This is a genomic window from Candidatus Pelagibacter communis, from assembly GCF_001179965.1.
Classification (GTDB): Bacteria; Pseudomonadota; Alphaproteobacteria; order Pelagibacterales; family Pelagibacteraceae; genus Pelagibacter.
Window position 1 is genome coordinate 1 of record NZ_CVSH01000059.1, and the last position, 24,462, is coordinate 24,462.

The window sequence follows — 24,462 nt, forward strand, 5'->3', positions numbered from 1 at the left end:
ATGTTTAATTTTAAGTAATTTGAGTACGTTCACAGCATATTTCATAGTTGAATAATCAGATTGCTAAAATAAAAAAAATTAAATATTTTTTAATAAGTTTTGTTGATTTATTTGGAGTGCTAAGATCTAAATTAGTTCCTACAAGAGCAATTAGTGAAATGCAAAAGAATGGGGCTGGATTTGCAGGATTTGCAACATGGTTGGATATGACGCCTGCAGATGCTGACATGTTTGCTATACCAGATCCAGATAGTTTAATACAACTTCCATGGAATAAAGAGGTGGGATGGCTGGCATCAGATTTATGGATGAATGGTAAACCAGTTAATGCTTCACCAAGAGTAATGTTGAAAAATCAAATAATGCAGCTTTCTAAAAAAAGTCTGGAGATGAAGTCAGGTGTAGAATGCGAATATTTTCTTATATCTCCTGATGGTTCATCCATTGCGGATCCAAGAGATATACAATCTAAACCTTGTTACGATCAATCTGCATTAATGAGACGATATGAGTTAATAAAAGAAATTTGTGATTGTATGATTGAGTTAGGCTGGAACCCTTATCAAAATGATCATGAGGATGCTAATGGACAGTTTGAGATGAATTGGGATTATTCAGACTGTTTAATTACTGCTGATAGACATGTTTTTTTTAAGTTTATGGTTAAATCTCTTGCTGAAAAACATGGTTTAAGAGCTACATTTATGCCTAAGCCTTTTGAAAATTTAACTGGAAATGGATGCCATGCGCATATTTCTTTATGGAATGGAAAAGTCAATAAGTTTTTAGATAATGGTGATAGATTTGGTCTCAGCAAAACCGCATATAATTTTTTAGCTGGGGTTATGAAAAATACAGAGTCTCTTTCCTCTTTTTTTAATCCAACAGTAAATAGTTATAGGAGAATAAATGCACCACCGACAAAATCGGGTGCTTCTTGGTCGCCATCAAGTATTTCTTATTCGGGCAATAATAGAACTCACATGATTAGAATACCGGATCCAGGCAGATTTGAATTAAGACTTATGGATGGTTCTGCTAACCCATACTTATTGCAGGCTGGTGTCATTGCATCAGGATTATATGGAATGAATTTAAAATTAGATCCAGGCGAACCATTAAGCTGTAACATGTATACAGATTATAAAAATTATCCAAACTTACCGAAATTACCGAATGACCTGGAAGACTCATTAGATATGTTAAATAATAATAAAGTTTTAAGAGAAGCTTTTGGTGATAATGTAATCGAAAGTTATATAAAACTCAAAAAGGAAGAATTATCAAATTTTGCAAAGGAAGAAATTTTTGACAAAAACAATCCTATAACAAATTGGGAAAAACAAAATACTTTGGATTGCTAAATTATTATGGGCAACTCGAAGAATTTTGGTTGGAAACTATCAAAATATATTTTTAATGAAAACTTTAGTTTTAATAGACAAAATATAATAAATGTTTGTGGTGAGAAAAATATTATTGATGCATATAAAAAAATCTCAGGCTGGAAAGATTATAATACAACACCTTTAATAGAACTAAAAAAACTATCAGATAATTTAAAATTAAAGAATATTTTTTATAAAGACGAGTCGAAAAGATTTCATTTAAAATCATTCAAAGCGTTAGGTGGAGCTTACGCAGTCGAAAGAGTTAAAGAAGGGAAAAAAAATATTACTATTTCTACGGCGACTGCTGGAAACCATGGACGTTCAGTTGCCTGGGGTGCACAGAGACTTGGATTGAAATGTAAAATATTTATCAGTGAATATGTAAGTGATGCTCGTGCTGAAGAAATGAGAAAGTTAGGTGCTGAAATAATTAGAGTTAAAGGTAATTATGAAAAATCATTGGAGGAATGTATAAATCAATCAAATAAAAATGGATGGGAGATTGTTCAAGATGTAGCTTGGAAAAATTATGAAAATGTACCTAAATTAACAATGGCTGGATATTCAGTTATGATTAAAGAAATATCAAATCAAACGGACCAATACATTACTCATATTTTTCTTCAAGCGGGTGTAGGAGGTATGGCCTCTGGTGCAATTTTGGGAGTAGCTCAATATTTCAAAAGAATACCTAAGATAATTATAGTTGAACCTGAAAATGCTGATTGTGTACTTCAAAGTGTTGATAAAGGTTCTTTACAGAAAGTTAATATTAAAAAAGAGAGTATTATGGGAGGAATGTCATGTGGGGAGGTATCATTAGTCCCATGGAAAATATTAAAAAACTCAGTAAATCTCTGTACGAGTATTTCAGATAAAAATGTAGCGAAAACTATTGCGATGTTAAAAAATAATTATTTTTGTGAAAAGAACATAATAGGTGGAGAGTGTGCAACACCGGGAATAATAAGTTTAATTTCAGTTTGTGAAAATCAAGATTTAAAAAATAAAATTTCACTCGATGAAAACTCTAACGTGCTAGTCATTGGTTGTGAGGGTGATGCAGATGAAATTCTTTACAAAAAATTATTAGATGATGGAAAAAAAGAATTAGGGATTTAATGACACAAAATGCAGTTTTTTGGTTAAGGGACGATTTTAGAATTGAGGATAACCCCGCCCTTTCCTATGCATCATGTAATCATAATACAGTTTCAGCATTGTATATTTATGATAAATCCGTATTCGATGATAAACGAGAAGCACAAAAATGGTGGCTTTCAAGATCACTTGAGGAGTTTAAGGTAGACTTAGAAAAATATAATATATGTCTTGAAATTGTAGAGGGAAATCAGCTTTCTGTTTTAAAAAAAATAAAAAAAAGTGATAATATAAGTGTTTATTGGAATAAAGTTTATGAACCTTTAGAAATCAAAAAAGATAATGAAATTATTCAGTTTTTTCAAAAAAACAATATTGCTTATAAAAATTTTAGAGGAAATGTTTTAAATGAATTTCAAGAGGTAAAAAAAGGAGATGGAACTCCTTTTAAAGTATACAGCCCATTTTGGAAGAATTCTGAAAGAATTTTCTTAGAAAAAATACCTAACAAAGATCATAAAGTAAAAAAATTAAAAAAGATAAAAAAGCTTTTTAAAATAAATATTTCTTGTAAAAATATTTTACCAAATAAAGATTGGTATAAAAAATTTGATACCTATTGGCAACCTTCAGAGACAACCGCTAAAAAATATTTAGAAAAATTTATTAAAAATGATATTTATGATTATGGTACTAAACGTGATTTTCCATCAATAAAAGGAACCTCTAAATTATCACCATTTATAAGAAATGGACAAATTGGGGTAAAAACTATCTATGATCAATGTGCAAAACTTAAATCTAAAAATATTAGTGTAAGAAAATATATTAATGAACTTGGTTGGAGAGAATTTTCACATAGTTTAATTAATTATTTTCCACAAATGCTTAAAGGAAATCTTAGAAAAGAATTTGATAAATTTCCATGGATAAATGATAAAAAAAAATTAAGTCTTTGGAAAAAAGGGATGACTGGATATCCAATTGTTGATGCAGGAATGAGAGAATTATATGAGACTGGATGGATGCATAATAGAATTAGAATGGTTGTTGGATCTTTTTTAGTAAAACATTTAAGGATAAATTGGCAAGAAGGAGAAAAATATTTTAGAAACTGTTTATTTGATTTTAACGAGGCAAATAATGTAGCTCAATGGCAGTGGGTAGCAGGATGTGGTGCAGACGCAGCTCCATATTTTAGAATTTTTAATCCAATTTTGCAGGGAGAAAAATTTGATAAAGAAGGAGAATATGTAAAAAAATGGGTACCCGAATTAAAAAAAGTTCCACAAAAATTTATTCATAAACCATGGGAAATGGAAAAAAAATATCAAGAAGCAATAAATACTGTTATCGGAAAAGATTATCCAAAACCTATTGTCATCCATGAGGTAGCAAGAAAAGAAGCTTTAGAGGCTTTCCAATCACTTAAAAAGAAAAATTAATCTCCTATAAAATGATGAATTATAGTTCTCGATTGTGGATTTAATCTATGCTCAAATAAATATATCCCTTGCCAAGTCCCTAGTAAAAGTTTTTGATCCTTAATACTTAGAGAAATTTGATTGTTTGTTATTGCTGATTTAATATGCGCAGGCATATCATCTTTTCCCTCAGCGTTATGAATATAAAGATTATTTTTCATTGGTGCAATTTTATCAAAAAAATTTAACAAATCTAATTGAACATCTGGATCAGCATTTTCCTGGATTATTAGTGAAGCACTTGTGTGTTGGATGCTTAAATTGATTATTCCATTTTTGAAATTATTTTTTTTTATCCATTCAAGTGTTTTATTTGTAAAATCATAAAGTTTCTGACCGTCTGTTTGGAGTATGAGATTATGAAATTTTTGTATCACTTGTTTTTAGTCTTAAAATCTATTCCATACTCTGATCTTGGTCCCTTTCTGAGACCAAATGGACCTGATATAAATATAGTAAGTGGTTTGGTTCCAGGCTTTAAATCAACTCTATGAAAAGTGTTTGCAGATCTAAATCCTATGTAGCCTGGTGATCTCCAATATTTTCCACTTTTGAGCGTCTCCCAATATCCATCTCTCAAAATTATAGTTATAAAAGGAAATAAATGGTTATGAACACCCTCTCCGTGATCGTCATCGAGCATTTCATGAATTAATACATTAAAAGGAAACCATCTTGGTCTATTCCTAAATAAAACGTAATATCTGTTCATCCATGGTTTGGCTTCATTATACTTAGGATGTGATGGCCCTCTATCAAAAACAACTTTTTTTCTACCTAATTTATCCAGAATTTTTAATAACATATTAATTTAATTTAATAACAGAGTTATTTTTTACCACAAATAAACTCTGTTTTAAAATAATTGGTCTTGAAATTTTTTCACTATCTATTTTTATTATTAATTGTGTCTTTCCACTTTCAATGTCTACAATTAATAATCGTCCTGTTGATGTGCTCAAATATAATTTTTTACTCCCTAAAACAAATCCTGTTGGTTTAATTTTTTTCCTTTTCTTTATTTTAAATTTATCAAATAAATCTGTGCTTCTGATTATTTTTCCACTCTTAGAATCTATTACTATTAAAAAACCTTCTTCACTAACTGTAAAAATAAAATCATTTACAATAGATGGTCGTAGACTGGAGTTAACAACTTGTTTCCAATTTAGGATCCCAGTTGTAGCATCTAATGAAAAAAACTCATTCATATTATTGGAAAAAAATACTGAATTATCCTCTAAAACCATGTCTGAAATTTTTAAAAACATTGCATCTTCATAAATGGATTTACTTTGTGTTGGTAATTGCCACAACAATCTTCCTGATAGTGTATCCAACGCAGTTACATCACCGAGAGTATTGATAAAAATAACTTTGTTTTCTTTTATTATAATTGACATTTTTTTTTGTGATTTGATTAAAGGTTTTTCTGTTTTATAGCTCCACAATTTGTTGCCATTTTTTATAGAAAAACAACTAAGGATATTACTATCATCTACTATAAAAAATTTATCATCTAATATTTTAATTTGTGAATTAAAAGGTGAATTATTTTTACCTGACCAAATTTTATCACCTGTTTTCAAATCAATTGAATAATAGTTTGCTAATGTATCAGCTACTATAAGTATATTTTTGTTATTCGAAAAAAAAAGAATGGGATTTTTTTTTCTTTCAGATTTTGAATAATAATTTTTTTTCCATTGTAATTTAGAGTTTTCTTTAAAATTTAAAATTGTTCCCTTATTGTCAAAAAATATTAAATTATTATCATATGAAATTAACTCTGGTTCATATTGATTAAAATACTCAATTTTTGAATAATTATATTTTGAAATTTTCTTTAGTTTACCATCGTAATTAGTAGCCCCATTATTATTTGTCATTTTATAATAATTTATGTTTTCTTTGTTGCATTACCTATTTTAATTTTAATATTTGAATTAATTTCTTTTGTTAAAACATTTTTTTTTGGATCTATCTCTATGATATTCAATGAATTTTCATATTCAATTTTCTTATTCTTTGTCCAAAGAGTAGAGTTTGGGTTTAAGGAGCACGAACTTAAAATCAAAAGTAAGGCTAATTTAAATATTTTATCCACTAAAGTACCTGTTAATCATTTTTTGAGCCTCAGCTTTGATACTTGGATTTGAATTTTCTAATTCTATTATTTGAATTAAAAATTCTTTTGACTTTTCTTTTTCGTTTTTTGATAAAAAATATTCAGACATTAAGTATAACGAATGAGACTTCCAAATGCTTTCTGAATTTAATATAGGTTTTAAAATTTTCAGTAAATTGTTTTCGCTTGAGCTATCAGAGTTATAAAGTGCTTTTTTATAAATTATTAAATTTTTTATTTCATTTTCTAATTTTATTTCATTAATAATTAAGTCAAAAAAACTGTTGATTTGATCCCTGTTATCAATAATTTTGTTATCAATTAAAAAATTGAGCGCTAAAGGAGAATAGGTTTTATCCTTTTCATTAATAATATTTATTAAATCTTCCAAAATTTTTTTACTATTATTCTTTTCGTATAGTTGAGTAATTTCATTATATTTACTTGCTATTTTTAATTGATTTTTAGTTTTTAATTCTAAAAATATAAAAATTGATATTGTGACTAATATAGTAATTGAACATAATCCAATTAAAATTTTTTTGTTATTCAAAATGAAATTTTTAAATTTCTCTTTTCTAGTATTTTGATTAATTAACTGTATTTCTTCATCCATGTTTACATCATGTTTCTTAATACAAATTGTAAAATGCCACCATTCTTATAATATTCCAATTCGTTCTTTGTATCTATTCTGCATAAAGTCTTTATTCTTTTGATATCCCCAGATAAATACTTTATTTCAACATCTATTTTATCAGATGGATTTATGCCTTTCTCTATTTTTAATACCGTCACTAGCTCGGAGCCCTCAAATTTTAATTTTTTTCTATCCATACCCTCAATAAATTGCAATGGTAAGATTCCCATTCCAATTAAATTTGATCTATGAATACGCTCAAAACTTTCAGCAATAACTACTTTAACTCCTAATAATTTAGTTCCTTTTGCAGCCCAATCTCTTGAGGATCCAGTCCCATATTCTTTTCCACCAATTACTACTAAATCTGTACCTCTTTTTTTATACTCAACCACCGCGTCATAAACTGGCATAATTTTTCCTTCGGGATGTAGTTTTGTAAAACCTCCTTCTGTGCCTGGAGCCATCTCATTTCTAATTCTAATATTTGCAAATGTCCCTCTCATCATAACTTCATGATTACCTCTTCTTGATCCGTAAGAATTGTAATCTTTTGGAAGCACCTGATGTTTCATAAAATATTCTCCAGTTGGGCTTTCTTTTTGGATTGAGCCAGCAGGTGAAATATGATCTGTAGTTACCATATCTCCTAAAATTAGGAGTGGTCTTGCGTCTTTAATCTCTTTAAAACCCTCTGGCTCGTCAGATAATTGATCAAAGAAAGGAGGTCTTTTAACATAAGTAGAACTCTCATCCCAATTATAAATACTAGTTTTTTCAGTTTTAATTTTTTGCCATTGAACTGGTCCCTCTGATACGTTTGAATATCTTTTAATGAACATGTTTGCATTTAAAGAGTCTGCAAGTGTGGTCTCAATTTCTTTATTTGATGGCCATATGTCTTTTAAAAAAATATCTTTTCCATTTTTATCTTTTCCAAGTGGATCCTTATATAAATCAATTTCCATATGACCTGCTAATGCGTAAGCAACAACTAAAGGTGGTGATGCTAAATAGTTTGCTTTAATGTGTGGTGATATTCGTCCCTCAAAGTTTCTATTACCAGATAACACTGAAACTGCGTAGATGCTTTCTTTCTCAATTGCTGATACAATATTTTCTTTTAAAGGACCAGAATTTCCAATGCATGTAGTACAACCATACCCTACTAAATTAAAACCAAGCATATCAAGGTACTTATTTAATCCAGCTTTCTCTAAATAATCTGTTACTACCTGAGAACCAGGTGCTAATGAAGTTTTCACCCAAGGTTTAGTCTTCAATCCAAATTCTATTGCTTTTTTTGCAAGCAAACCAGCTCCTATCAAAACATTTGGGTTAGAGGTATTAGTACAAGAGGTAATTGCTGCAATAAGAATTGATCCATCTTTAATTTCAAAATCAGTACCATTTACTTTTGAAACATTATTTTTATTTCTTTTTGTTGTTTCTTTGAATACCTTTTTAAAGTTTGATGCTGCATCCGTTAGCAACACTTTATCTTGTGGTCTTTTAGGTCCAGAGATTGTTGGAACCACTGTAGACATATCTAAAGAAATTTTATCGGTAAACTTGATATTGTCGCTAGACCATAATCCCTGCTCTTTTGCATATTTTTCTACAATCTTAACTATATGTTCATCTCTGCCAGAAAACCTTAAATATCTTAACGTTTCATCATCTATTGGAAAAAAACCACATGTTGCTCCATACTCGGGCGCCATATTTGCTATAGTTGCTCTATCAGCTAAACTTAAATTTTTTAAACCTTCTCCGAAAAATTCTACAAATTTACCAACCACACCTTTGTCTCTCAAAATTTTTACAACTGTGAGAACTAGATCGGTAGCTGTTGTTCCCTCTGGTAATTTATTTTTTACCTCAAAGCCTATTACCTCGGGAATTAACATTGATATTGGTTGTCCTAACATTCCTGCCTCTGCTTCAATACCTCCTACTCCCCAACCTAAAACCGATAAACCATTTACCATGGTAGTATGACTATCAGTGCCAACCAAGGTATCTGGAAACAAATATGTTTTTCCACCAGAACTTTCAGACCAAACTACTTTTGATAAATATTCTAAATTTACTTGATGACAAATACCGGTTCCAGGTGGAACGATTCTAAAATTATCAAATGCTTGCTGACCCCACTTCAAAAAAGAATATCTTTCTCCGTTTCTTTCAAATTCAATATCTACATTTTTTTCAAATGAATTTTTTTTTGCAGATTGATCAACTTGAACAGAATGATCAATTACTAAATCCACGGCTGATAACGGATTGATTTTTTTAGGGTCTTTATTTTTTTCTTTTACCGCCTCCCTCATAGCAGCCAAATCTGCTACTGCTGGTATTCCTGTATAATCTTGAAGTAAAACTCTTGCTGGTCTATAGGCAATTTCAGTAGCAGACTTTCTATCTTCTAACCATTTTTGAATTGCTTCGATTTGTTTCTTACTTACAGTTACACCATCTTCGTACCTTAATAAATTCTCTAACAAAACTTTTAATGACTTTGGTAAGTATGAGATTCCATCAAGACCATTTTTTTCTGCTTTTGATAAAGAGTAAAAATTAAAACTTTTATCATCTATATCAATAGTATCTAATGAGTTATATGAATTTTTATTTCCTGGTTTCATAAAATTGCTATCTTATAGAATATTTAGTTCAAATTATGAATTAAATTATAAATAAAATGTAGCTATACAAGCTACTAAAAGTGTAGACATAGCATAATTAAATCTTTTTATAAATTTCTCATTTGTCGCGAATCTTCTTAAAAATTTGCCTATTAATGTCCAAAAATTAATACTTATTATTGCAAATAAAAATGCAACGCCTATTACCCAAAGTGAATATAACATAAAGTTTTGTCCTCTCTCAACATATGTCGATATCATAATAACAGCAACTATATAAGATTTAGGATTTATGAATTGAAAAAAAAAAGTTTCTATAAATTTAACAGGATTATCATTTTTATTATTTGGGTTATTTTTTGAAAAGGAAATTTTATAAGCTAAATATAAAAGAAATATAGAGCCAGCATACTTTAGTATTTCTTGAAGTATGGGTAGTTTTTGGAAAATATTTATAAGACCGAAATTCATTATTGTTACTAAAATAGTAAAACCAAAAATTACACCAAGCATATGAGGGATGGTTTTTAATATTCCAAAATTAAAACCTGAGTAAGATGCTACAACATTATTCGGTCCCGGTGAGCAACTTGTTGCAAACATGAACAAACAAAGTGAAATTATTTCTGGGTGCATATTTAATTATGCAATCGGTAAACCGTTCTCAGCTTTTTGCGAGGGATGTAGCAATGTTACTTTTCCCTCTTTATCTATAGAACCCAAAATTAAAACTTGTGATTTAATGCCAGCAATATTTTTTTCAGGAAAATTACATACACCAATTACTTGCTTTCCAACTAAATTTTCTTCATTATAAAAATGTGTAATTTGAGCAGAGGATTGTTTTACTCCTATCTCATTTCCAAAATCTACCTCAACAACCAATGATGGTTTTCTAGCTTTCTCATTTTTTTTTACTGAAATTACGGTCCCTAATCTAATATCAACTTTATTAAATATATCGTAGGTTATTTCTTCTTTCATGATTTTAATATATAATTGATTATATTTATGAGTACAGAAAATAATAAAAATTTACTTGAAAATTCTATTAAAATTTTAACAGATTTAATAGCTTTTAAAACAATTTCGGGTGAGGACAATAATTCACTAATAAATTATTGTGATGAGGTTTTAAAAAAAAATGGTGCATCCTCATTTAAAATATTTGACTCTGAAAAAAAAAGAGTAAATCTTTTTGCTACAATAAAAGCTAAGAATCACAATGGAAAAAAACCAATAATTCTATCCGGACATACAGATGTAGTGCCTGTTTCAAAAGGTTGGACAACAGATCCTTTTAAAGCAACAATTAAAAATAATAAACTTTATGGAAGAGGATCTTGCGATATGAAAGGATTTATTGCATGTGCTTTAGCCTATGCCCCTATTTTTTCAAAAACTAATTTGGATAGGGATATTAATTTTTCTTTTACTTTTGATGAAGAGACTGCGTGTATTGGAGCGCCACTTTTAATAAAAGAATTAAAAAAAAGAGGTTTTAATAAAGGTATATGTATAGTAGGCGAACCAACAAATATGAAAATCATCGATGCTCATAAGGGGGCTTATGAATATACAACCTACTTTGAAGGACTTGCAGGACACAGCTCTCAACCACATAAGGGAGTAAGTGCAGTTGAATATGCTGCAAGATATGTAGGTAAATTAATTGAACTTAGAAATAAATTAAAAAAACGAGTTCCAAAAAATTCAATTTTTTCTCCACCCTATTCTACTCTTTCTGTTGGCGGAATTTTTGGAGGTATTGCTCACAATGTAATAGCTGATAAATGTCAGGTAAAATGGGAAACAAGACCAGTTGTAAAAGATGATGCAATTTTTTTAAATGCAGAATTAGATAAGTTTGTAAATAATGAACTTTTACCTGAAATGAAAAAAATATTTCCTAATTCAAGTATAAAGAAAGAGATTATTGGAGAAATTATCGGATTTGATAGAGACTTGGAGTCAGAGGCATGTGAGTTCGTATCTAGTATTACTGGGGACAATTCAAGAGAAGTTGTCTCTTTTGGCACCGAGGCTGGTTTATTCCAAGAAATAGGAATAAGCACAGCAGTTTGTGGACCAGGTTCAATAGAACAAGCTCATAAAATTGATGAGTTCATTGAATTGAGCGAAATATCAAAATGTTTAAAATTTTTAGAGGGTGTTAAAGAAAAATCTACAAATTAAATTTTTAATTCCAGCCACCAACAGATTTTACCTCAAGAAACTCTACTAGTCCTTCTGATCCAGCTTCCCTGCCAATTCCTGAATGTTTAAATCCTCCAAACGGTGCATCAACAGCTATACCAGCACCATTTACATCTACCATTCCAGATCTTAATTTTCTTGCAACTCTTTTTACTTTCTCGGGATCTTGAGTTTGTATATAATTTGTTAAACCGTAGGGGGTATCATTGGCTATTTTAATTGCCTCTTCTTCTGTTTCAAATGGCATAACTGATAAAACTGGTCCAAAAATTTCTGTTCTAGCAATTTCCATATCATTTTTTACATCTGCAAATACAGTAGGTTTTACATAGTACCCTTTGTCAAGTCCATTTGGTTTACCTGGACCACCTGAAACTAATTTAGCTCCCTCATCAATGCCTTTTTTTATTAATGTTTGAATTTTATTAAACTGTGTTTCTGAGATAACTGGACCTATGTGCTCGCCTTCTTTGTTTGGATCGTCAACTTGAAACTCATTCGCATATTTTTTAAGTCTTTCTACTGCTTCATCGTACATTGATTTTTCTACTAACATCCTAGTTGGAGCATTACAAGATTGGCCTGAATTTCTAAAACATCTTAATGCCCCTCTTTCTATTGCTTCAGGATCAGCATCTTTAAAGATAATATTTGCACCTTTTCCTCCTAATTCAAGGCTTACTCTCTTAAAATCTTTCGCAGCATTTTGAGAAATTAAAGCACCTGCTCTAGTAGATCCTGTAAAAGAAATCATATTAACTTCTGGATGACTTGTTAGTGCATCACCAGTAGTCGCTCCATCTCCATTTACTAAATTAAAAACACCTGATGGAAATTTTGCCTCATGAATTATTTCAGCTAAAATCATAGATGAAAGCGGAGCTAGTTCAGAGGGCTTTAAAACCATTGTACAACCAGCTGATAAAGCTGGAATTACTTTTAAGCAAACCTGATTCATTGGCCAATTCCAAGGTGTAATTAGTGCACAAACTCCTTTGGGTTCATATATAATTCTCTGGTCTGGAGCATGTTCTCCTAATGGTTTTTCAAATTTAAATTCTTTTAAATATCTAATAAATGATTTTATGTGACTGGCCCCTGTTCCTGTTTGTAATTTGGTTGAGAAATCCTTTGGAGCGCCCATTTCCATCGTAATTGCATTTGCGATATCAGCCCATCTTTTTTTATATAGAACATAAAGATTTTCTAATAATTTAACTCTTTCTTCCTTTGAGCTAAATCCCCATGTCTCATAAGCTTTTTTAGCTGCATTAACTGCTTTATTAACATCTTCTTTCCCACCTAATGAAATTGTTGCACAACTTTTTTCTGTAGATGGATCAATTACATCTAGGCTTTGTTTATTAATTGGATCAACCCATTCACCATTGATATAGAATTTTTTTTTATCGATCATTTTGGCAAATTAACCTATCTATCTATTTTTGCAAATAAATTAGTTAATTCATAAATGATAGTTGCTGCTGCTAATGAAGTAACTTCAGCATGATCATATGCTGGTGCAACTTCTACGACATCTGCCGATATCAAATTTAATCCTGATAAACCCCTCAAAACATTTACCATTTCCCTAGTTGTCATGCCTGCAATTTCAGGTGTACCCGTTCCTGGTGCAAATGCAGGGTCCAATACATCTATATCGATTGATAAATATAATGGGTTGTTACCTACTCTTTTTTTTATTCTTTCTGCAATTTTATCTGTACCTTGAGTTTGAAATTCATCGCAGTGAATAATTTTAAAACCAAAACTTTCGTCATTTTTAAAGTCATCTTTACTATACAATGGTCCTCTAATACCAACATGCATAGATGCATTATCTAAAAATAAATTTTCCTCTCTTGCTCTTCTAAATGGAGTACCATGAGTATATGGAGCGCCCATATAAGTATCCCATGTATCAAGGTGAGCATCAAAATGTACTAATGAAACAGGTCCATTATTAAATTTATTCATTGCTCTTAATAATGGAAAGGCAATTGTATGATCGCCCCCCATACTTATTATACCTTTCGTTTTTTTTAAAAGATTTAGTGCACCATCCTCTATTTGTTTGATTGCCTCGTTTATATTAAATGGATTACATGTAATATCTCCTGCATCGGCTACTTGCTGAACTTTAAATGGTTCAACATCATAGTTTGGATGATAGTTTGTTCTTAAATGTCTTGATGCTTGTCGAATACTTTGTGGTCCAAATCTTGCACCTGGTCTATAGCTTGTTCCAGCATCAAAAGGAATGCCAACTATAGCAATATCGCATTTGTCGACATCTCTAAGCTCAGGTAATCTTGCAAAAGTATTAGGTCCAGCAAATCTTGGAACCACAGTTCCACTTACAGGCTGAATTGGTTCTTTATTTTTTTTAGTCATTAAAATTGAATAAAAGTATCAAAACTAAAACTACCCAAAAGAATGCATAATAATATAAAATATATTTTCTAGCAAAACGCACTGAAATTCTATTACTTGATTTATCTTTTTTTTTCATATTAAAAATGTACCATATTATTTCATTATCTAATATGATCTAAATTGTATCTCATGAAATTTATTTATTATTTAGTTTTAAGCTTTTTTTTAATTTTTCCTGCAAATTCTGATCAATTATATGAAATTATAAAGATACCTAATTTAAAGCTCTATAAAATTGAGAATAATGGATTAAGGTTTTTAATACCTGAAAATAATTTTTCTGCAGGTGTTGGTATTAATAATGTTTCTTGTTCAACTGCAGATAAAAATAAACTCGAAGATAATTATAATAAAATAAGCAAAAGTCTAAACATTTATAAAAATGATTTTTTAAAAAAAATAAGATTAAAATATATTATAATATGTGAAAATTTAAAAATATCAGAAATTCCAGCCCTGGGTTTCGCTAACCCAGAAATGAAAACACTAATATTTAATCTAAACACTGAAAATAAGTTTTTTAATAGAGTTTTACATCATGAGGTGTTTCATTTCATTCATTTTGATAAAGAAGACGTATTTGACCAGATTGTTTGGGGTAAATTGAATACCTTAGATTTTATTTATAAAGAATGCTCAACATGCTCGAATAAAGTTAGCCTTGAATACATTGATGATAAAAAAGGTTTTTTAACAGATTACTCAATGTCAACTCCATTTGAAGATATGGCAGAGGTTTACTCCTTTATGAAAACTAATAAAAAAATATTAATTCAAAGATCTAAAGATGATGAAATAATAAAAAAAAAAACTTTTTTTTTAAAAAATAAAATATCTAAGCTTTATAAAAACTTTCAATTTTAAATGATAAAAAAAATTAAACAGACTAGATTAGAAAAATACCTTACATTATTTATTATTATTTTAGCATTTTTAAGTTTTGGGTCTTTGTTTATTTTAAAAAATGATTGTTTATTTGTAAAAAATAATGACCCAAGTAATTTAGTATTTGAAAAAATAGAAAATATTGCAGTTCTGAATGTTCCCTGTGGTAACGTGATTATTGAACTTTATCCTAAACTTTCCCCAAATTCTGTCAAAAGATTTAAAATGTTAATTGAAACAGGTGAATATAATGATGTTGCATTTCATAGAGTTATTAAAAAGTTTTTGGTTCAAGCTGGAGATTTGGAATATGGCAAAAAGAATAATATCAACTATACCTACTTAGGAACTGGTTCCTCTAAATATGGAAATATTAAATCTGAAGTAAATGAACCGTTTAGTTTTGTGAGAGGAAGTGTTGGTATGGCTCGAAAAAATGAAATGAACACAGAGGATAGTCAATTTTTTATTTTGTTGAAAGATGCACCACTTTTTGAAGGAGAGTATACTCCAGTTGGTAAAGTACTTTATGGTCTTAAGGCTTTAGAAAAAATTAAACATAGTAATAAATCTGAATATGTTTTGAGACCAGATTTTATAAATTATTTTAAAATGTTACAAGATCTATGATTTTAATTTACTAGAGGCTTTCCAGTTTTAAGAGTGTGTTTAATTCTATCTTGTGTTTTTTTATTTTCGATTAATCTCATAAATGACTCTAATTCTAATCTATATAAATCGTCCTCTGTAAGTTTCTTCTCTAAAGATGTATTACCCCCGCTCAATACATTTGCAAGCTCTTTACCAACTTCCATTCCATGATCTAATATTATTTTATCGTTATATAGTTTCTCTAAAACTTTTATCATTTTTTCTTTGAGTGGCTTTCCAGATAAATTGAAACTACATTCTAAAGGTGGTTTAAAATCTTTATTATCTTCTATAATTTTTTTTGAGACTGAAAATAAACCGTTCCTATTCATTATTGTTTTATCATTCGGACTTAAATACTTAAGTGGTACTGCTTCAACGGGTGAAGTTGCAGTTTTTCCATAACCGATAATATCAAAAACTTTTAATGGCGCAAAATCAGGATCTTTTTTTGCCTCTTCAGTTTGAAACCATCTCCATAACATTTCTTTACATCCACCTCCCGCAGGGACCAAACCGACCATTGTTTCGACTAAACCAATTACTATATTTGTGTGAGAGGCTACAAAATTACTTTGAACCAATACTTCAAATCCCCCGCCAAGAGTTAACCCTGACGGCGCTGAAACGACAGGGTGCTTCGAATATTTTAAAGTCTTACAAGTTTCTTGAAAATATTTAATGAACTTATCTATAGAATTATAATCATTTTTTTCAGCAAAATTCATTGTATAGCTTAAATTTACTCCAGCCGAAAACTGCATACTTTCATTTATGATTATTAAAGGTTTGTCTATTGCGTTTTTTAGTGCATCCATAGAATCGTAATCTAGCGCACAAGCTTTAGTGGTAAATTCAACAATGTTGAAATCTTTAAATCTATGTATCTCAGCAGAATTATTCTTATCAAGCTTGAGTGCTGTAGGACGTACTTTTGCTAAAGTTTGTATATCGGTATAAATTTGTCTTTGACCATAAAAATTTTCGTCCATATTTTTTGCTAAATTTTCTAGGAATTTATTACCCTTAAAATCGTCTATTCTCTCAAAAAAGTTTTTCACACCAATAGATCTAAGCATTTCAAAGGGTCCCATTGCCCAATTAAAACCTAAACGCATTGCTTCATCTATATCATTAAACTTATCAGTAATTCCCGGTACCAATGAGGATGCATACTTAATTATTTTTGAAATTACAGACCATGCGTACTTACCGTATTTATCATCCCTATTTATTAAACTATTTAAGTTAACAGTCTCGATTCCTAGATCTATTTTTTTTGATGGGGAATATTTTTCTGTTTCTAAATTAATGGCTTCTAAAATTTTTTGATTATTATCTTTATTAATTCTATAAAATCCTCCCTTTCCTTTTCTACCTGTATAACCTTGTTTTATAAGTTTAGTAATTAATGGTATCTCTTTTGCTACAATTTGAAATTCGTCATTTTTTGACAATTCTTTAATAAAACTTTTTAATACATCAGCCATTAGATCTATTCCGATTAAATCATACAAACCAAATACACCAGTTTTTGGTATACCCATTGGTCTTCCAAATACTGCATCAGCTTCTTCAATAGTTAATTTCATTTTAAATGCCTCAGTCATTGCCACCTGCATTGCATAAACACCAATTCTATTTCCAAGAAAGCCTGGTGTATCGTTGCAAACTATTGCTCCCTTGCCTAGCTCTTTTTCACAAAATTTTTTTAGGGAGTTTATTTTACTAATATCGTTATTTTCATTTTTAACTATCTCAAGTAATCCCATATATCTAACAGGGTTAAAAAAATGTGTGATGCAAAAATCTTTTTTTTCCTCGGTGTTAAGCTTTTCTGACAAAACTTTAATTGGTATTGAGGAAGTATTTGATGATACTATCGCTCCTGATTTTCTATTTTTAAAAATTTTTTCATAAATATTATGTTTGATATCAATTCTTTCAACAACAGCCTCTACTATCCAATCAGCTTCTTTCACAGTATCAAAATCATCATTGATATTACCTACATTAATATTATTAATTTTTTTTTTATCTATTAATAAAGGAGGTCTTGATTTATAAATTCTATCTCTTGCTTTTTCACTTATCTCGGTTGTCAAATCTAGAAGTGTTACTGGTATATTTGCATTACATAAATGAGCTGCGATACCGCTCCCCATAGTTCCAGAGCCTATTACTACAACTTTTTTGATATCCATCTCTTATCTATTTATTCCTCTGAGCCTTTCAGATCTTCGTCTTAATAGTTCAGCTGTAACAAGAATTAAAGTAGATAAAATTATTAAACATGTTGCAACAGCTAATATTGTTGGACTTAATTGCTCTCTTAACCCGGTCCACATTTGAATTGGTATTGTAGTATTTTCTAGTCCGGCTAAAAATAATACAACAACAACTTCATCAAAAGAAGTCACAAAAGCAAATAATCCGCCCGATATTACTCCTGGAAGAATTAGTGGTAATGTAATTTTCATAAAAGTATTAACAGGATCACTGCCTAAGCTTGAGGCTGCTCTTGTAACACTATGATCAAAGCCAGACAATGTTGCTGTAACAGTAATTACTACAAATGGAGTACCTAAAATAATATGTGCTAAAATTATTCCTGTATGGGTTGCTGCAAGTCCTGCCTTGGCCATAAAAAAGAAAATTGCAACTCCTGAAATAATCAAAGGAACAATCATTGGTGAAATTAGAGTTGCCATGATTAATCCTTTGTAAGGCATATGTCTGCTGCTTAATCCTAATGCAGCTACTGTTCCTAGAATCACAGAGCCCAATGTGGCAAATATAGCAATTATAAAACTATTTTTAGCTGCAAGCCCCCATGGATTTTTTGTTCCATAAATCATATCCTTATACCATCTTAAAGAAAATGCATCTGGATCAAGATTTTTCATTCCTTCAGAGAAACTTAAAAATTCTTCAGCATTAAATGATAAAGGGAAAATTACAAATAATGGTGCGATCAAAAAGAAAAAAACACATGTACAAATGAAAATATACATATAATGCCAAATTCTATAATGTGGTTCAGTATATTTTGGTAATGCCATAATTATCCTAACTTAATGTTATCAATTCCAACCAATTTGTTATAAATCCAATATATTGCTAATACTCCAGCAAGTAACATTAATCCCATCGCTGATGCAAAGCTCCAATCAAGAGTGCTCTTCATATGAAATGCGATTTGATTACTAATAAGAGTTCCTGACGCTCCACCTACTAGAGCCGGAGTAATATAATAACCAATAGCAAGTATAAAAACTAATAAACAGCCTGCTCCAATTCCAGGAATAGTTAATGGAAAGTAAACCTTCCAAAATGTTACGAATGGTGTTCCTCCTAACGATTTTCCTGCTCTCATCAAGCTTGGAGATATTGTTTTCATAACACTATATAAAGGTAAAACCATAAAAGGTAATAAAATTTGTGTCATTGCAACATAAGTCCCGGTTTTATTGTACATCATCTCTGGTCTATTATCGTCAGCCACTAAACCAATCATAACAAAGAAATCGTTAACAACACCTTGTTGTTGTAAGAGTATCATCCAGCTGGCTGTTCTTACCAATAAGGAAGTCCAGAAAGGAAGAAGTACACAGATCATCAATAGGTTGCTATATTTCATTGGCAATGTTGCAAGCAAATGTGCAATTGGATAGGCCATTAGGAAACATAATAAAGTTACGAAAAAAGCTATCTCTAAAGTTCTGAGCCATAAAACTCTATGAATTCTACGATCTTCTTCTACACTTACAATTTTACCTTCCTCATTCTTGTACATATCCATTCCTTTTAAATATTTAGAACTTGTAAATGCTGGTGCACGTCTTTTTATTGCTCGCCAGTACTCAACGTCTGCCCATCTTTTATGTACTGCCATTATTTGTTCTTTATAATTTCCCTCTTCAAAATTTTTTGCTTTTCTTCGTAATTTTTTTAAAATACTTTTGAAACCATTCTTGGTATAATTTAATTGAGTGGATAATTTTCCATCACGTTTTTCCTCTACTAGTTTTTGAAAATCTAAATAAAAAGCTTCAAACACCTCTTCTGGAGGCATTTCATTTCCATCCCAATCTTCCATTGATTTAAATGTTTTTGGTAACATTTCAGTAACCATTTTATCATCCACACTTCTCAACAACATATCTCCAATTGGAAAAATATAAGTAATAAGTAGGAACAATAATAAAGGTGCAACTAAAAGAAATGCTTTAATTTTATTTTTTCTTTCAGCTTTTTTTAAACTTACCTCTAAAGGTATACCATCTGTAGTTAAAATTTGTCTGGTTTCACTGCTCATAAATAAAAAAGGGCGGTTATAAAATAACCGCCCTAAATATAGTATATAATTTTAGTCTTTAAAACTTAAAATTATAGTCCTGCTTTCATAGCTTCCCATTTTTCTCCAAGCTCTGTACCGTTATCAGCCCAGAAAATAGGGTCTACTAAGAAGTAGTTTTTAGTATTTGCTTTTGCTGTTGGCATTTGTGGTACCATGTTCGTCTTACCATCTTTATACCAAGGCTCACCTTTAGCCATAACTTTTAGTGAAGATTTTCTCCAAGGAGCGTAAGCAATATACTTAGCACTTCCTGCTAAACCTTCTGTACTTGTCATTTCTGCTAAAGCTTTCTTTGCATCAGCTTCGTTTGGTCCACCTTTAACTAGAACAAAATATTCATAGTCAAGACCTTGACCATCCCAAACTTGTTTGATTGGAGCTCCTTCTCCGATTTCAGCATTGAAGAATCTTCCATTCCAACCAGTTGCCATTACAACTTCACCTGAAACTAATAGTTCTGGTGGTTGAGCACCTGCAGACCAGAATACACATCCTCCGTTTGGATCAGTGCAAAGTTCTTTGATCTTATTCATTGCTCTTTCTACACCTGCTTCAGTTTCTAAAGCTTTGTAGATTTTTGCTCCACCCTTTCCTGGCTTAATACCATCTGCTGCTAAAGCGATCTCTAAATTTGTTAGAGCGCTTTTATAGATAGCTCTTTTTCCAGGGAATTTTTTTGTGTTAAAGAAATCTTTGATAGTCTTTGGAGTACCTTTAACGTTATTTACGTTATAAGCATAGTTCCAAGAGTATAAAATATTTCCTACAGCACATTTACTAGGCATTGGAGCAAAGAAGTCTTTACTCGCAGGAGTTCCATCTGGTGCTGCTGGGAAGTCTTTGTCAAAATCAAATTCAACAAATAAACCTTCGTCGCATCCAGTAATAGTATCCATTGCAAATACGTCGATTATATCCCACGTAATTTTGCCAGCCTCTTTTTGTGCTTTAATTTCTGATAGTCCACCAGAATAGTCTACCCAATTGATAGATATTCCAAGTTTCTTAGCAGTAGGATCACCATATCCTAACTTTTGAGACTCAGTATAAGCTCCACCCCATGATGCAACAGTTACTGCAAATGCTGATGAAGTTATTGAAAGAGCAAAAGATAGAACTAGTAATAGTTTACTTAATTTTCTCATTTATCCTCCGTTTAAACGTTTTTTTATAAAAAACCAATTACAGCAATATATAAAGAGTGAGTCAACAGCCCATTTTGTAAAAAAGGGTCTAATTTTGTTAATCTAGAATGATTTTAAACTTGATGATTATTTTGGGTCTAGGGCCCTTGCGTCATGGCTATTCCAGCTAACATTTATTTGGTTACCTAGTTTAATATCCATATTAGCTGAGCTATTAGGAACTTTTAAAATAAACTCTTTATTTCCTAAAAGATTTAATCTTACACGTGTATGGTCTCCATGATATATTACTTCCTCGATCTTTCCTTTAAAGTTATTATCCATCTTTTCTTTTGTATTAATTAAAGCTCTTTCTGGTCTTAGTGAGACCGTTGTTTTATCACCATTAGATTTAACAGTTATTGGATTTGCAAATATTTCTGATCCATCATCCAATTTAACTTTACATTTTTCTTTGGAAAAATTTGTTACTTGACCTCCAAAAGTATTATTTTCTCCGATAAACTCTGCAACAAAAGAATTTACAGGTTCTTCATATAACTTATCTGGAGATGAAAGTTGTTGAACTTTTCCGTCATTAAATACAGCAATTCTATTTGACATTGTTAATGCTTCACCTTGATCATGGGTGACATATACAACTGTTACTCCAATACTTTCATGAATATGTTTTATTTCGTATTGCATACTTTCTCTTAAATTTTTATCTAATGCTCCTAAAGGCTCATCCATTAATACAACTGCAGGATCAAAAACAAGTGCTCTAGCAACTGCTACCCTTTGTTGTTGACCACCTGATAGTTGACCAGGCATTCTATTTTCAAAGCCAGTTAGAGAAACCATTGATAAGGCTTTATCAACTTTTTTATCGATATCATCTTTTGAAACTTTCCTTACTCTTAAAGGGAATGCTAAATTTTCATAAACAGTCATATGTGGGAACAGTGCATAATTTTGAAATACCATTCCAATTCCTCTTTTGTGGGGTGGAATATTTGAGATTGGATTCGAGTCTAAATATATTTCACCATTTGTTGGTGTCTCAAATCCTGCTAGCATCATCAGGCAAGTGGTTTTACCTGATCCAGATGGCCCAAGCATTGTTATGAATTCACCTTCGGCAATATCTAAATTTAGATCCTTAACAACTAAAACTTTGCCGTCGTAACTTTTATCAACTTTATCAAATCTTACGAATTGTTGGTTATTTGGCATGGTGATTTAAAACATTTGTTGATATTTTTTTCAAGTTCTTATTTTATGTATAAATCTCTTGAAAAATTGCAAAATAATTCACTTCCTTTATCAGTTACTCTAACGGATTCAGACGCTTCTACTCCCCATTCTCCAAATTGCATTACTGCAATCATGTGAAAACAAACATTAGGCTGAAGAACTGTCATATCACCTTTATAGATATTTAAGGTATGTTCACCCCAGTCAGGTGGATATCCTATTCCAATCGAATATCCGGTCCTGGACTCTTTTTTAATATTATATTTATCTAAAACCCCCCAAAACTTTTGCGCAACATCATTTGCAGTATTTCCAGGTTTTGTTGCTTCAATGCCCGCCTGTAATGCTTCATTGGTTGCTTTCATAGCATCAATTTTTTTTTGCTCTGGTTTACCTAATTGAACCGTTCTTGCCATAGGACAATGATATCTTTTAACAACACCAGAAAGTTCTACTATTGTTGCCTCGCCATTAACAAATTTTTCATCTGTTGCAGTTAAGTGAGAAGCTGAAGTTCCTTTGCCTGTTGGTAGTAAAGTTGTAATACTTGCATATTCACCTCCAACTTCTGGTGTTCCTTTGAAAAGAGCTTTTTGTATTTCAGCCACTGCATCGCATTGTCGTAAACCTGGCTCTATAGTTTCCATTGCAACTTTCATAGCTCCCTCTGATATTTTTGCTGCTTTTTTCATATATCCTATTTCAGTATCAGATTTAACAAATCTTACCCAGTTGACTAGTCTTTCTGAGTCTTTAATTTTTGCATTAGGAAGTCCCTGCTTTAACTTTTCATAACAGTAAGCTGTAAAATAATGGCTATCCATTTCAACTCCGATGTTTAACTTTTCCCAATTTCTTTTTTGAATTAGTTCTATTAAGGCATCGTATGGATGTACTGGCCATGTATGAATATATTTTTCATCATATACAAAAATATTTTCATTTTTTAAATATGTTTTGATATATGCTCCGCCAGCATCTTGTGCTCTAATAAAACATAGCGGTTCATCGCAATCAATGTGAACAATAACACATTGAGAATAATAAAAAGACCATGCATCATAACCAGTCAAATAATTAATATTATTTGTGTCCTGAGATATTAAAAGATCAATTCCTTTTTCCTGCATTAGTTTTTTGGTTTTAATTAGACGGTCTTTATATTCTTGTTTTGAAAATAGCATATCAATTTGAGTTAAATAATTTTCCAAAACCTTTTATTGAATTATTCTCACCAATTTTTTCAAGAGCGTCCCAAATGAGAGTTTGATTGCTAGACAGTACTATTTTTTTAATTTTTTTTTCTAACTTATCTAATATTGATAAAATTGGTAATGCTGTACAAGAAACAAATAATGCGTCGGAATTTTTATGATCCATTTTTGTTAAAACTTTGAATAAGTAGTTTGGATCAACTTTACCAATATCTATGTCAGATTTAATATTAAAATAAGAATTAGATGTAATTATAAAATTTTCATTTACAAAAAAATCAAAAACTTCGTCATTTAATTTTTTTGGGTAAGGAGTAAACAAAGATATTTTTTTAATATTCATTTTTTTTAAAGCCTTAATTGCTGCTGTACTTGGTGTAACAACTTTTGTGTTTGGTTTTGCTTTTTTAATTTTTTTTTCAATTGATTTGAAACCTGCAGCTATTGTTCCTGATGTACAACCATATGCAATACAATCAATTTTCTGATTTGGTAAAATTTCTTTTGTAACATTTGTCACTTCTTTGGACATTTTTATAAGATTTTTACTAGTTAATGGATTGTAACATTTAATTCTATTAACAAAAAAATCAATTTTTTTTCCATTAATAACATTTACAAAATCTTTTTCGATCATAAAGTCACTGGCTAGTGCGATCAAACCAATTCTTGGATTTGGTTTTTTTAAATATTGTGGTTTTATTTTCCTTAAATTCATTTTTCTAACTATTTTTTTCTAAAGACTTAATATTAATAAAATTTTTTGATAATCCTTCATTATTTTTTTTTATATCATCAAAGAAATTCCATGCTAGAACAAGCATAGTATTATTAATATCTTTTATTTTTTCTTTTGAGTGTATTGGTATTTTTACACCTGGAATAAATTTTTTATGCTTTAACTTGTTATCCTCTACAATAAAATC

At 30.4% G+C, this 24,462-nt stretch carries 23 protein-coding genes and 1 pseudogene; 6 read left to right on the top strand and 18 right to left on the bottom strand.

What is annotated here, in order from left to right; all coding sequences use genetic code 11:
• The first annotated feature begins 47 nt into the window (after positions 1–47).
• Genes glnT through AMN73_RS03885 form a run of 3 tightly spaced genes read left to right on the top strand, consistent with a single transcriptional unit; the run spans position 48 to position 3,937 of the window.
• Positions 48–1,364 carry a type III glutamate--ammonia ligase gene (gene glnT, locus AMN73_RS03875; protein WP_075534967.1) on the top strand — a complete coding sequence of 439 codons (1,317 nt, stop codon included), beginning with the start codon at positions 48–50 and terminating at the stop codon, positions 1,362–1,364.
• Positions 1,365–1,370: 6 nt separating this feature from the next.
• Entirely contained in the window at positions 1,371–2,513 is a 1,143-nt protein-coding gene (locus AMN73_RS03880) for a diaminopropionate ammonia-lyase (RefSeq protein WP_075534968.1), read from the top strand.
• On the top strand, positions 2,513–3,937 hold the full coding sequence (locus AMN73_RS03885) for a cryptochrome/photolyase family protein (protein WP_075534969.1): 1,425 nt from the start codon (positions 2,513–2,515) through the stop codon (positions 3,935–3,937). The genes AMN73_RS03880 and AMN73_RS03885 overlap by 1 nt, the downstream gene beginning before the upstream one ends.
• Here the strand turns inward: AMN73_RS03885 and AMN73_RS03890 are convergent.
• The 8 genes from AMN73_RS03890 to AMN73_RS03920 are packed head-to-tail and all read right to left on the bottom strand — an operon-like array spanning position 3,934 to position 10,376.
• Positions 3,934–4,353 (bottom strand): secondary thiamine-phosphate synthase enzyme YjbQ, encoded by a 420-nt coding sequence (locus AMN73_RS03890; protein ID WP_075534970.1) that lies wholly within the window; start codon positions 4,351–4,353, stop codon positions 3,934–3,936. The genes AMN73_RS03885 and AMN73_RS03890 overlap by 4 nt on opposite strands.
• Positions 4,350–4,781 (bottom strand): hypothetical protein, encoded by a 432-nt coding sequence (locus AMN73_RS03895; RefSeq protein ID WP_075534971.1) that lies wholly within the window; start codon positions 4,779–4,781, stop codon positions 4,350–4,352. Before AMN73_RS03895 ends, AMN73_RS03890 begins: the two co-directional genes overlap by 4 nt.
• Before the next feature lies 1 nt (position 4,782).
• Positions 4,783–5,865 carry an outer membrane protein assembly factor BamB family protein gene (locus tag AMN73_RS03900; protein ID WP_082254589.1) on the bottom strand — a complete coding sequence of 361 codons (1,083 nt, stop codon included), beginning with the start codon at positions 5,863–5,865 and terminating at the stop codon, positions 4,783–4,785.
• An 11-nt stretch (positions 5,866–5,876) separates the two neighbouring features.
• Complete coding sequence (locus AMN73_RS04395) at positions 5,877–6,083, bottom strand: hypothetical protein (RefSeq protein ID WP_082254590.1); 207 nt, start codon at positions 6,081–6,083, stop codon at positions 5,877–5,879.
• Complete coding sequence (locus AMN73_RS03905) at positions 6,076–6,720, bottom strand: hypothetical protein (protein ID WP_075534972.1); 645 nt, start codon at positions 6,718–6,720, stop codon at positions 6,076–6,078. Before AMN73_RS03905 ends, AMN73_RS04395 begins: the two co-directional genes overlap by 8 nt.
• A 2-nt stretch (positions 6,721–6,722) precedes the next feature.
• Positions 6,723–9,392, bottom strand: a complete 2,670-nt coding sequence (gene acnA / locus AMN73_RS03910; protein WP_075534973.1) for an aconitate hydratase AcnA — start codon at positions 9,390–9,392, stop codon at positions 6,723–6,725.
• A 45-nt stretch (positions 9,393–9,437) separates the two neighbouring features.
• Positions 9,438–10,028, bottom strand: coding sequence for a LysE family translocator (locus AMN73_RS03915; protein ID WP_075534974.1), 591 nt, complete (start codon positions 10,026–10,028; stop codon positions 9,438–9,440).
• Positions 10,029–10,034: 6 nt separating this feature from the next.
• Complete coding sequence (locus tag AMN73_RS03920; RefSeq protein ID WP_075534975.1) at positions 10,035–10,376, bottom strand: tRNA-binding protein; 342 nt, start codon at positions 10,374–10,376, stop codon at positions 10,035–10,037.
• Positions 10,377–10,403: 27 nt separating this feature from the next.
• Between AMN73_RS03920 and argE the strand changes: the two genes are divergently transcribed.
• Entirely contained in the window at positions 10,404–11,588 is a 1,185-nt protein-coding gene (gene argE, locus AMN73_RS03925; protein WP_075534976.1) for an acetylornithine deacetylase, read from the top strand.
• 4 nt (positions 11,589–11,592) lie between these two features.
• On the opposite strand, the gene AMN73_RS03930 is transcribed toward argE, so the two are convergent.
• Both AMN73_RS03930 and speB read right to left on the bottom strand, forming a co-directional pair.
• The gene (locus AMN73_RS03930) at positions 11,593–13,026 is read right to left on the bottom strand and encodes an aldehyde dehydrogenase family protein (protein ID WP_075534977.1); all 1,434 of its coding nucleotides are present in this window, start codon (positions 13,024–13,026) and stop codon (positions 11,593–11,595) included.
• Positions 13,027–13,040: 14 nt separating this feature from the next.
• Positions 13,041–14,003, bottom strand: a complete 963-nt coding sequence (speB, locus tag AMN73_RS03935; RefSeq protein ID WP_075534978.1) for an agmatinase — start codon at positions 14,001–14,003, stop codon at positions 13,041–13,043.
• Between the two features lie 171 nt (positions 14,004–14,174).
• On the opposite strand from speB, the gene AMN73_RS03940 reads away from it, so the two are divergent.
• Positions 14,175–14,909: a putative zinc-binding metallopeptidase gene (locus AMN73_RS03940; RefSeq protein WP_075534979.1), complete on the top strand. Its 735-nt coding sequence runs from the start codon at positions 14,175–14,177 to the stop codon at positions 14,907–14,909.
• Positions 14,910–15,560 (top strand): peptidylprolyl isomerase, encoded by a 651-nt coding sequence (locus AMN73_RS03945; protein ID WP_075534980.1) that lies wholly within the window; start codon positions 14,910–14,912, stop codon positions 15,558–15,560.
• A gap of 2 nt (positions 15,561–15,562) precedes the next feature.
• Here the strand turns inward: AMN73_RS03945 and AMN73_RS03950 are convergent, their stop codons facing one another.
• From AMN73_RS03950 to AMN73_RS03985, 8 genes and pseudogenes are all read right to left on the bottom strand, one after another.
• On the bottom strand, positions 15,563–17,785 hold the full coding sequence (locus tag AMN73_RS03950; RefSeq protein ID WP_075534981.1) for a 3-hydroxyacyl-CoA dehydrogenase/enoyl-CoA hydratase family protein: 2,223 nt from the start codon (positions 17,783–17,785) through the stop codon (positions 15,563–15,565).
• A 3-nt stretch (positions 17,786–17,788) separates the two neighbouring features.
• Complete coding sequence (locus AMN73_RS03955; protein WP_075534982.1) at positions 17,789–18,643, bottom strand: ABC transporter permease; 855 nt, start codon at positions 18,641–18,643, stop codon at positions 17,789–17,791.
• Between the two features lie 2 nt (positions 18,644–18,645).
• Complete coding sequence (locus AMN73_RS03960) at positions 18,646–19,899, bottom strand: ABC transporter permease (RefSeq protein ID WP_075534983.1); 1,254 nt, start codon at positions 19,897–19,899, stop codon at positions 18,646–18,648.
• 71 nt (positions 19,900–19,970) lie between these two features.
• Positions 19,971–21,086, bottom strand: a complete 1,116-nt coding sequence (locus AMN73_RS03965) for an extracellular solute-binding protein (RefSeq protein WP_075534984.1) — start codon at positions 21,084–21,086, stop codon at positions 19,971–19,973.
• A 126-nt stretch (positions 21,087–21,212) separates the two neighbouring features.
• Positions 21,213–22,301 carry an ABC transporter ATP-binding protein gene (locus AMN73_RS03970; RefSeq protein ID WP_075534985.1) on the bottom strand — a complete coding sequence of 363 codons (1,089 nt, stop codon included), beginning with the start codon at positions 22,299–22,301 and terminating at the stop codon, positions 21,213–21,215.
• A 38-nt stretch (positions 22,302–22,339) separates the two neighbouring features.
• Positions 22,340–23,506, bottom strand: coding sequence for a M24 family metallopeptidase (locus tag AMN73_RS03975; RefSeq protein WP_075534987.1), 1,167 nt, complete (start codon positions 23,504–23,506; stop codon positions 22,340–22,342).
• A gap of 1 nt (position 23,507) precedes the next feature.
• Positions 23,508–24,254, bottom strand: a complete 747-nt coding sequence (locus AMN73_RS03980) for a maleate cis-trans isomerase family protein (RefSeq protein ID WP_075534986.1) — start codon at positions 24,252–24,254, stop codon at positions 23,508–23,510.
• Positions 24,255–24,258: 4 nt separating this feature from the next.
• Positions 24,259–24,462 (bottom strand): annotated as a pseudogene (locus AMN73_RS03985) (hypothetical protein); the annotation flags it as partial.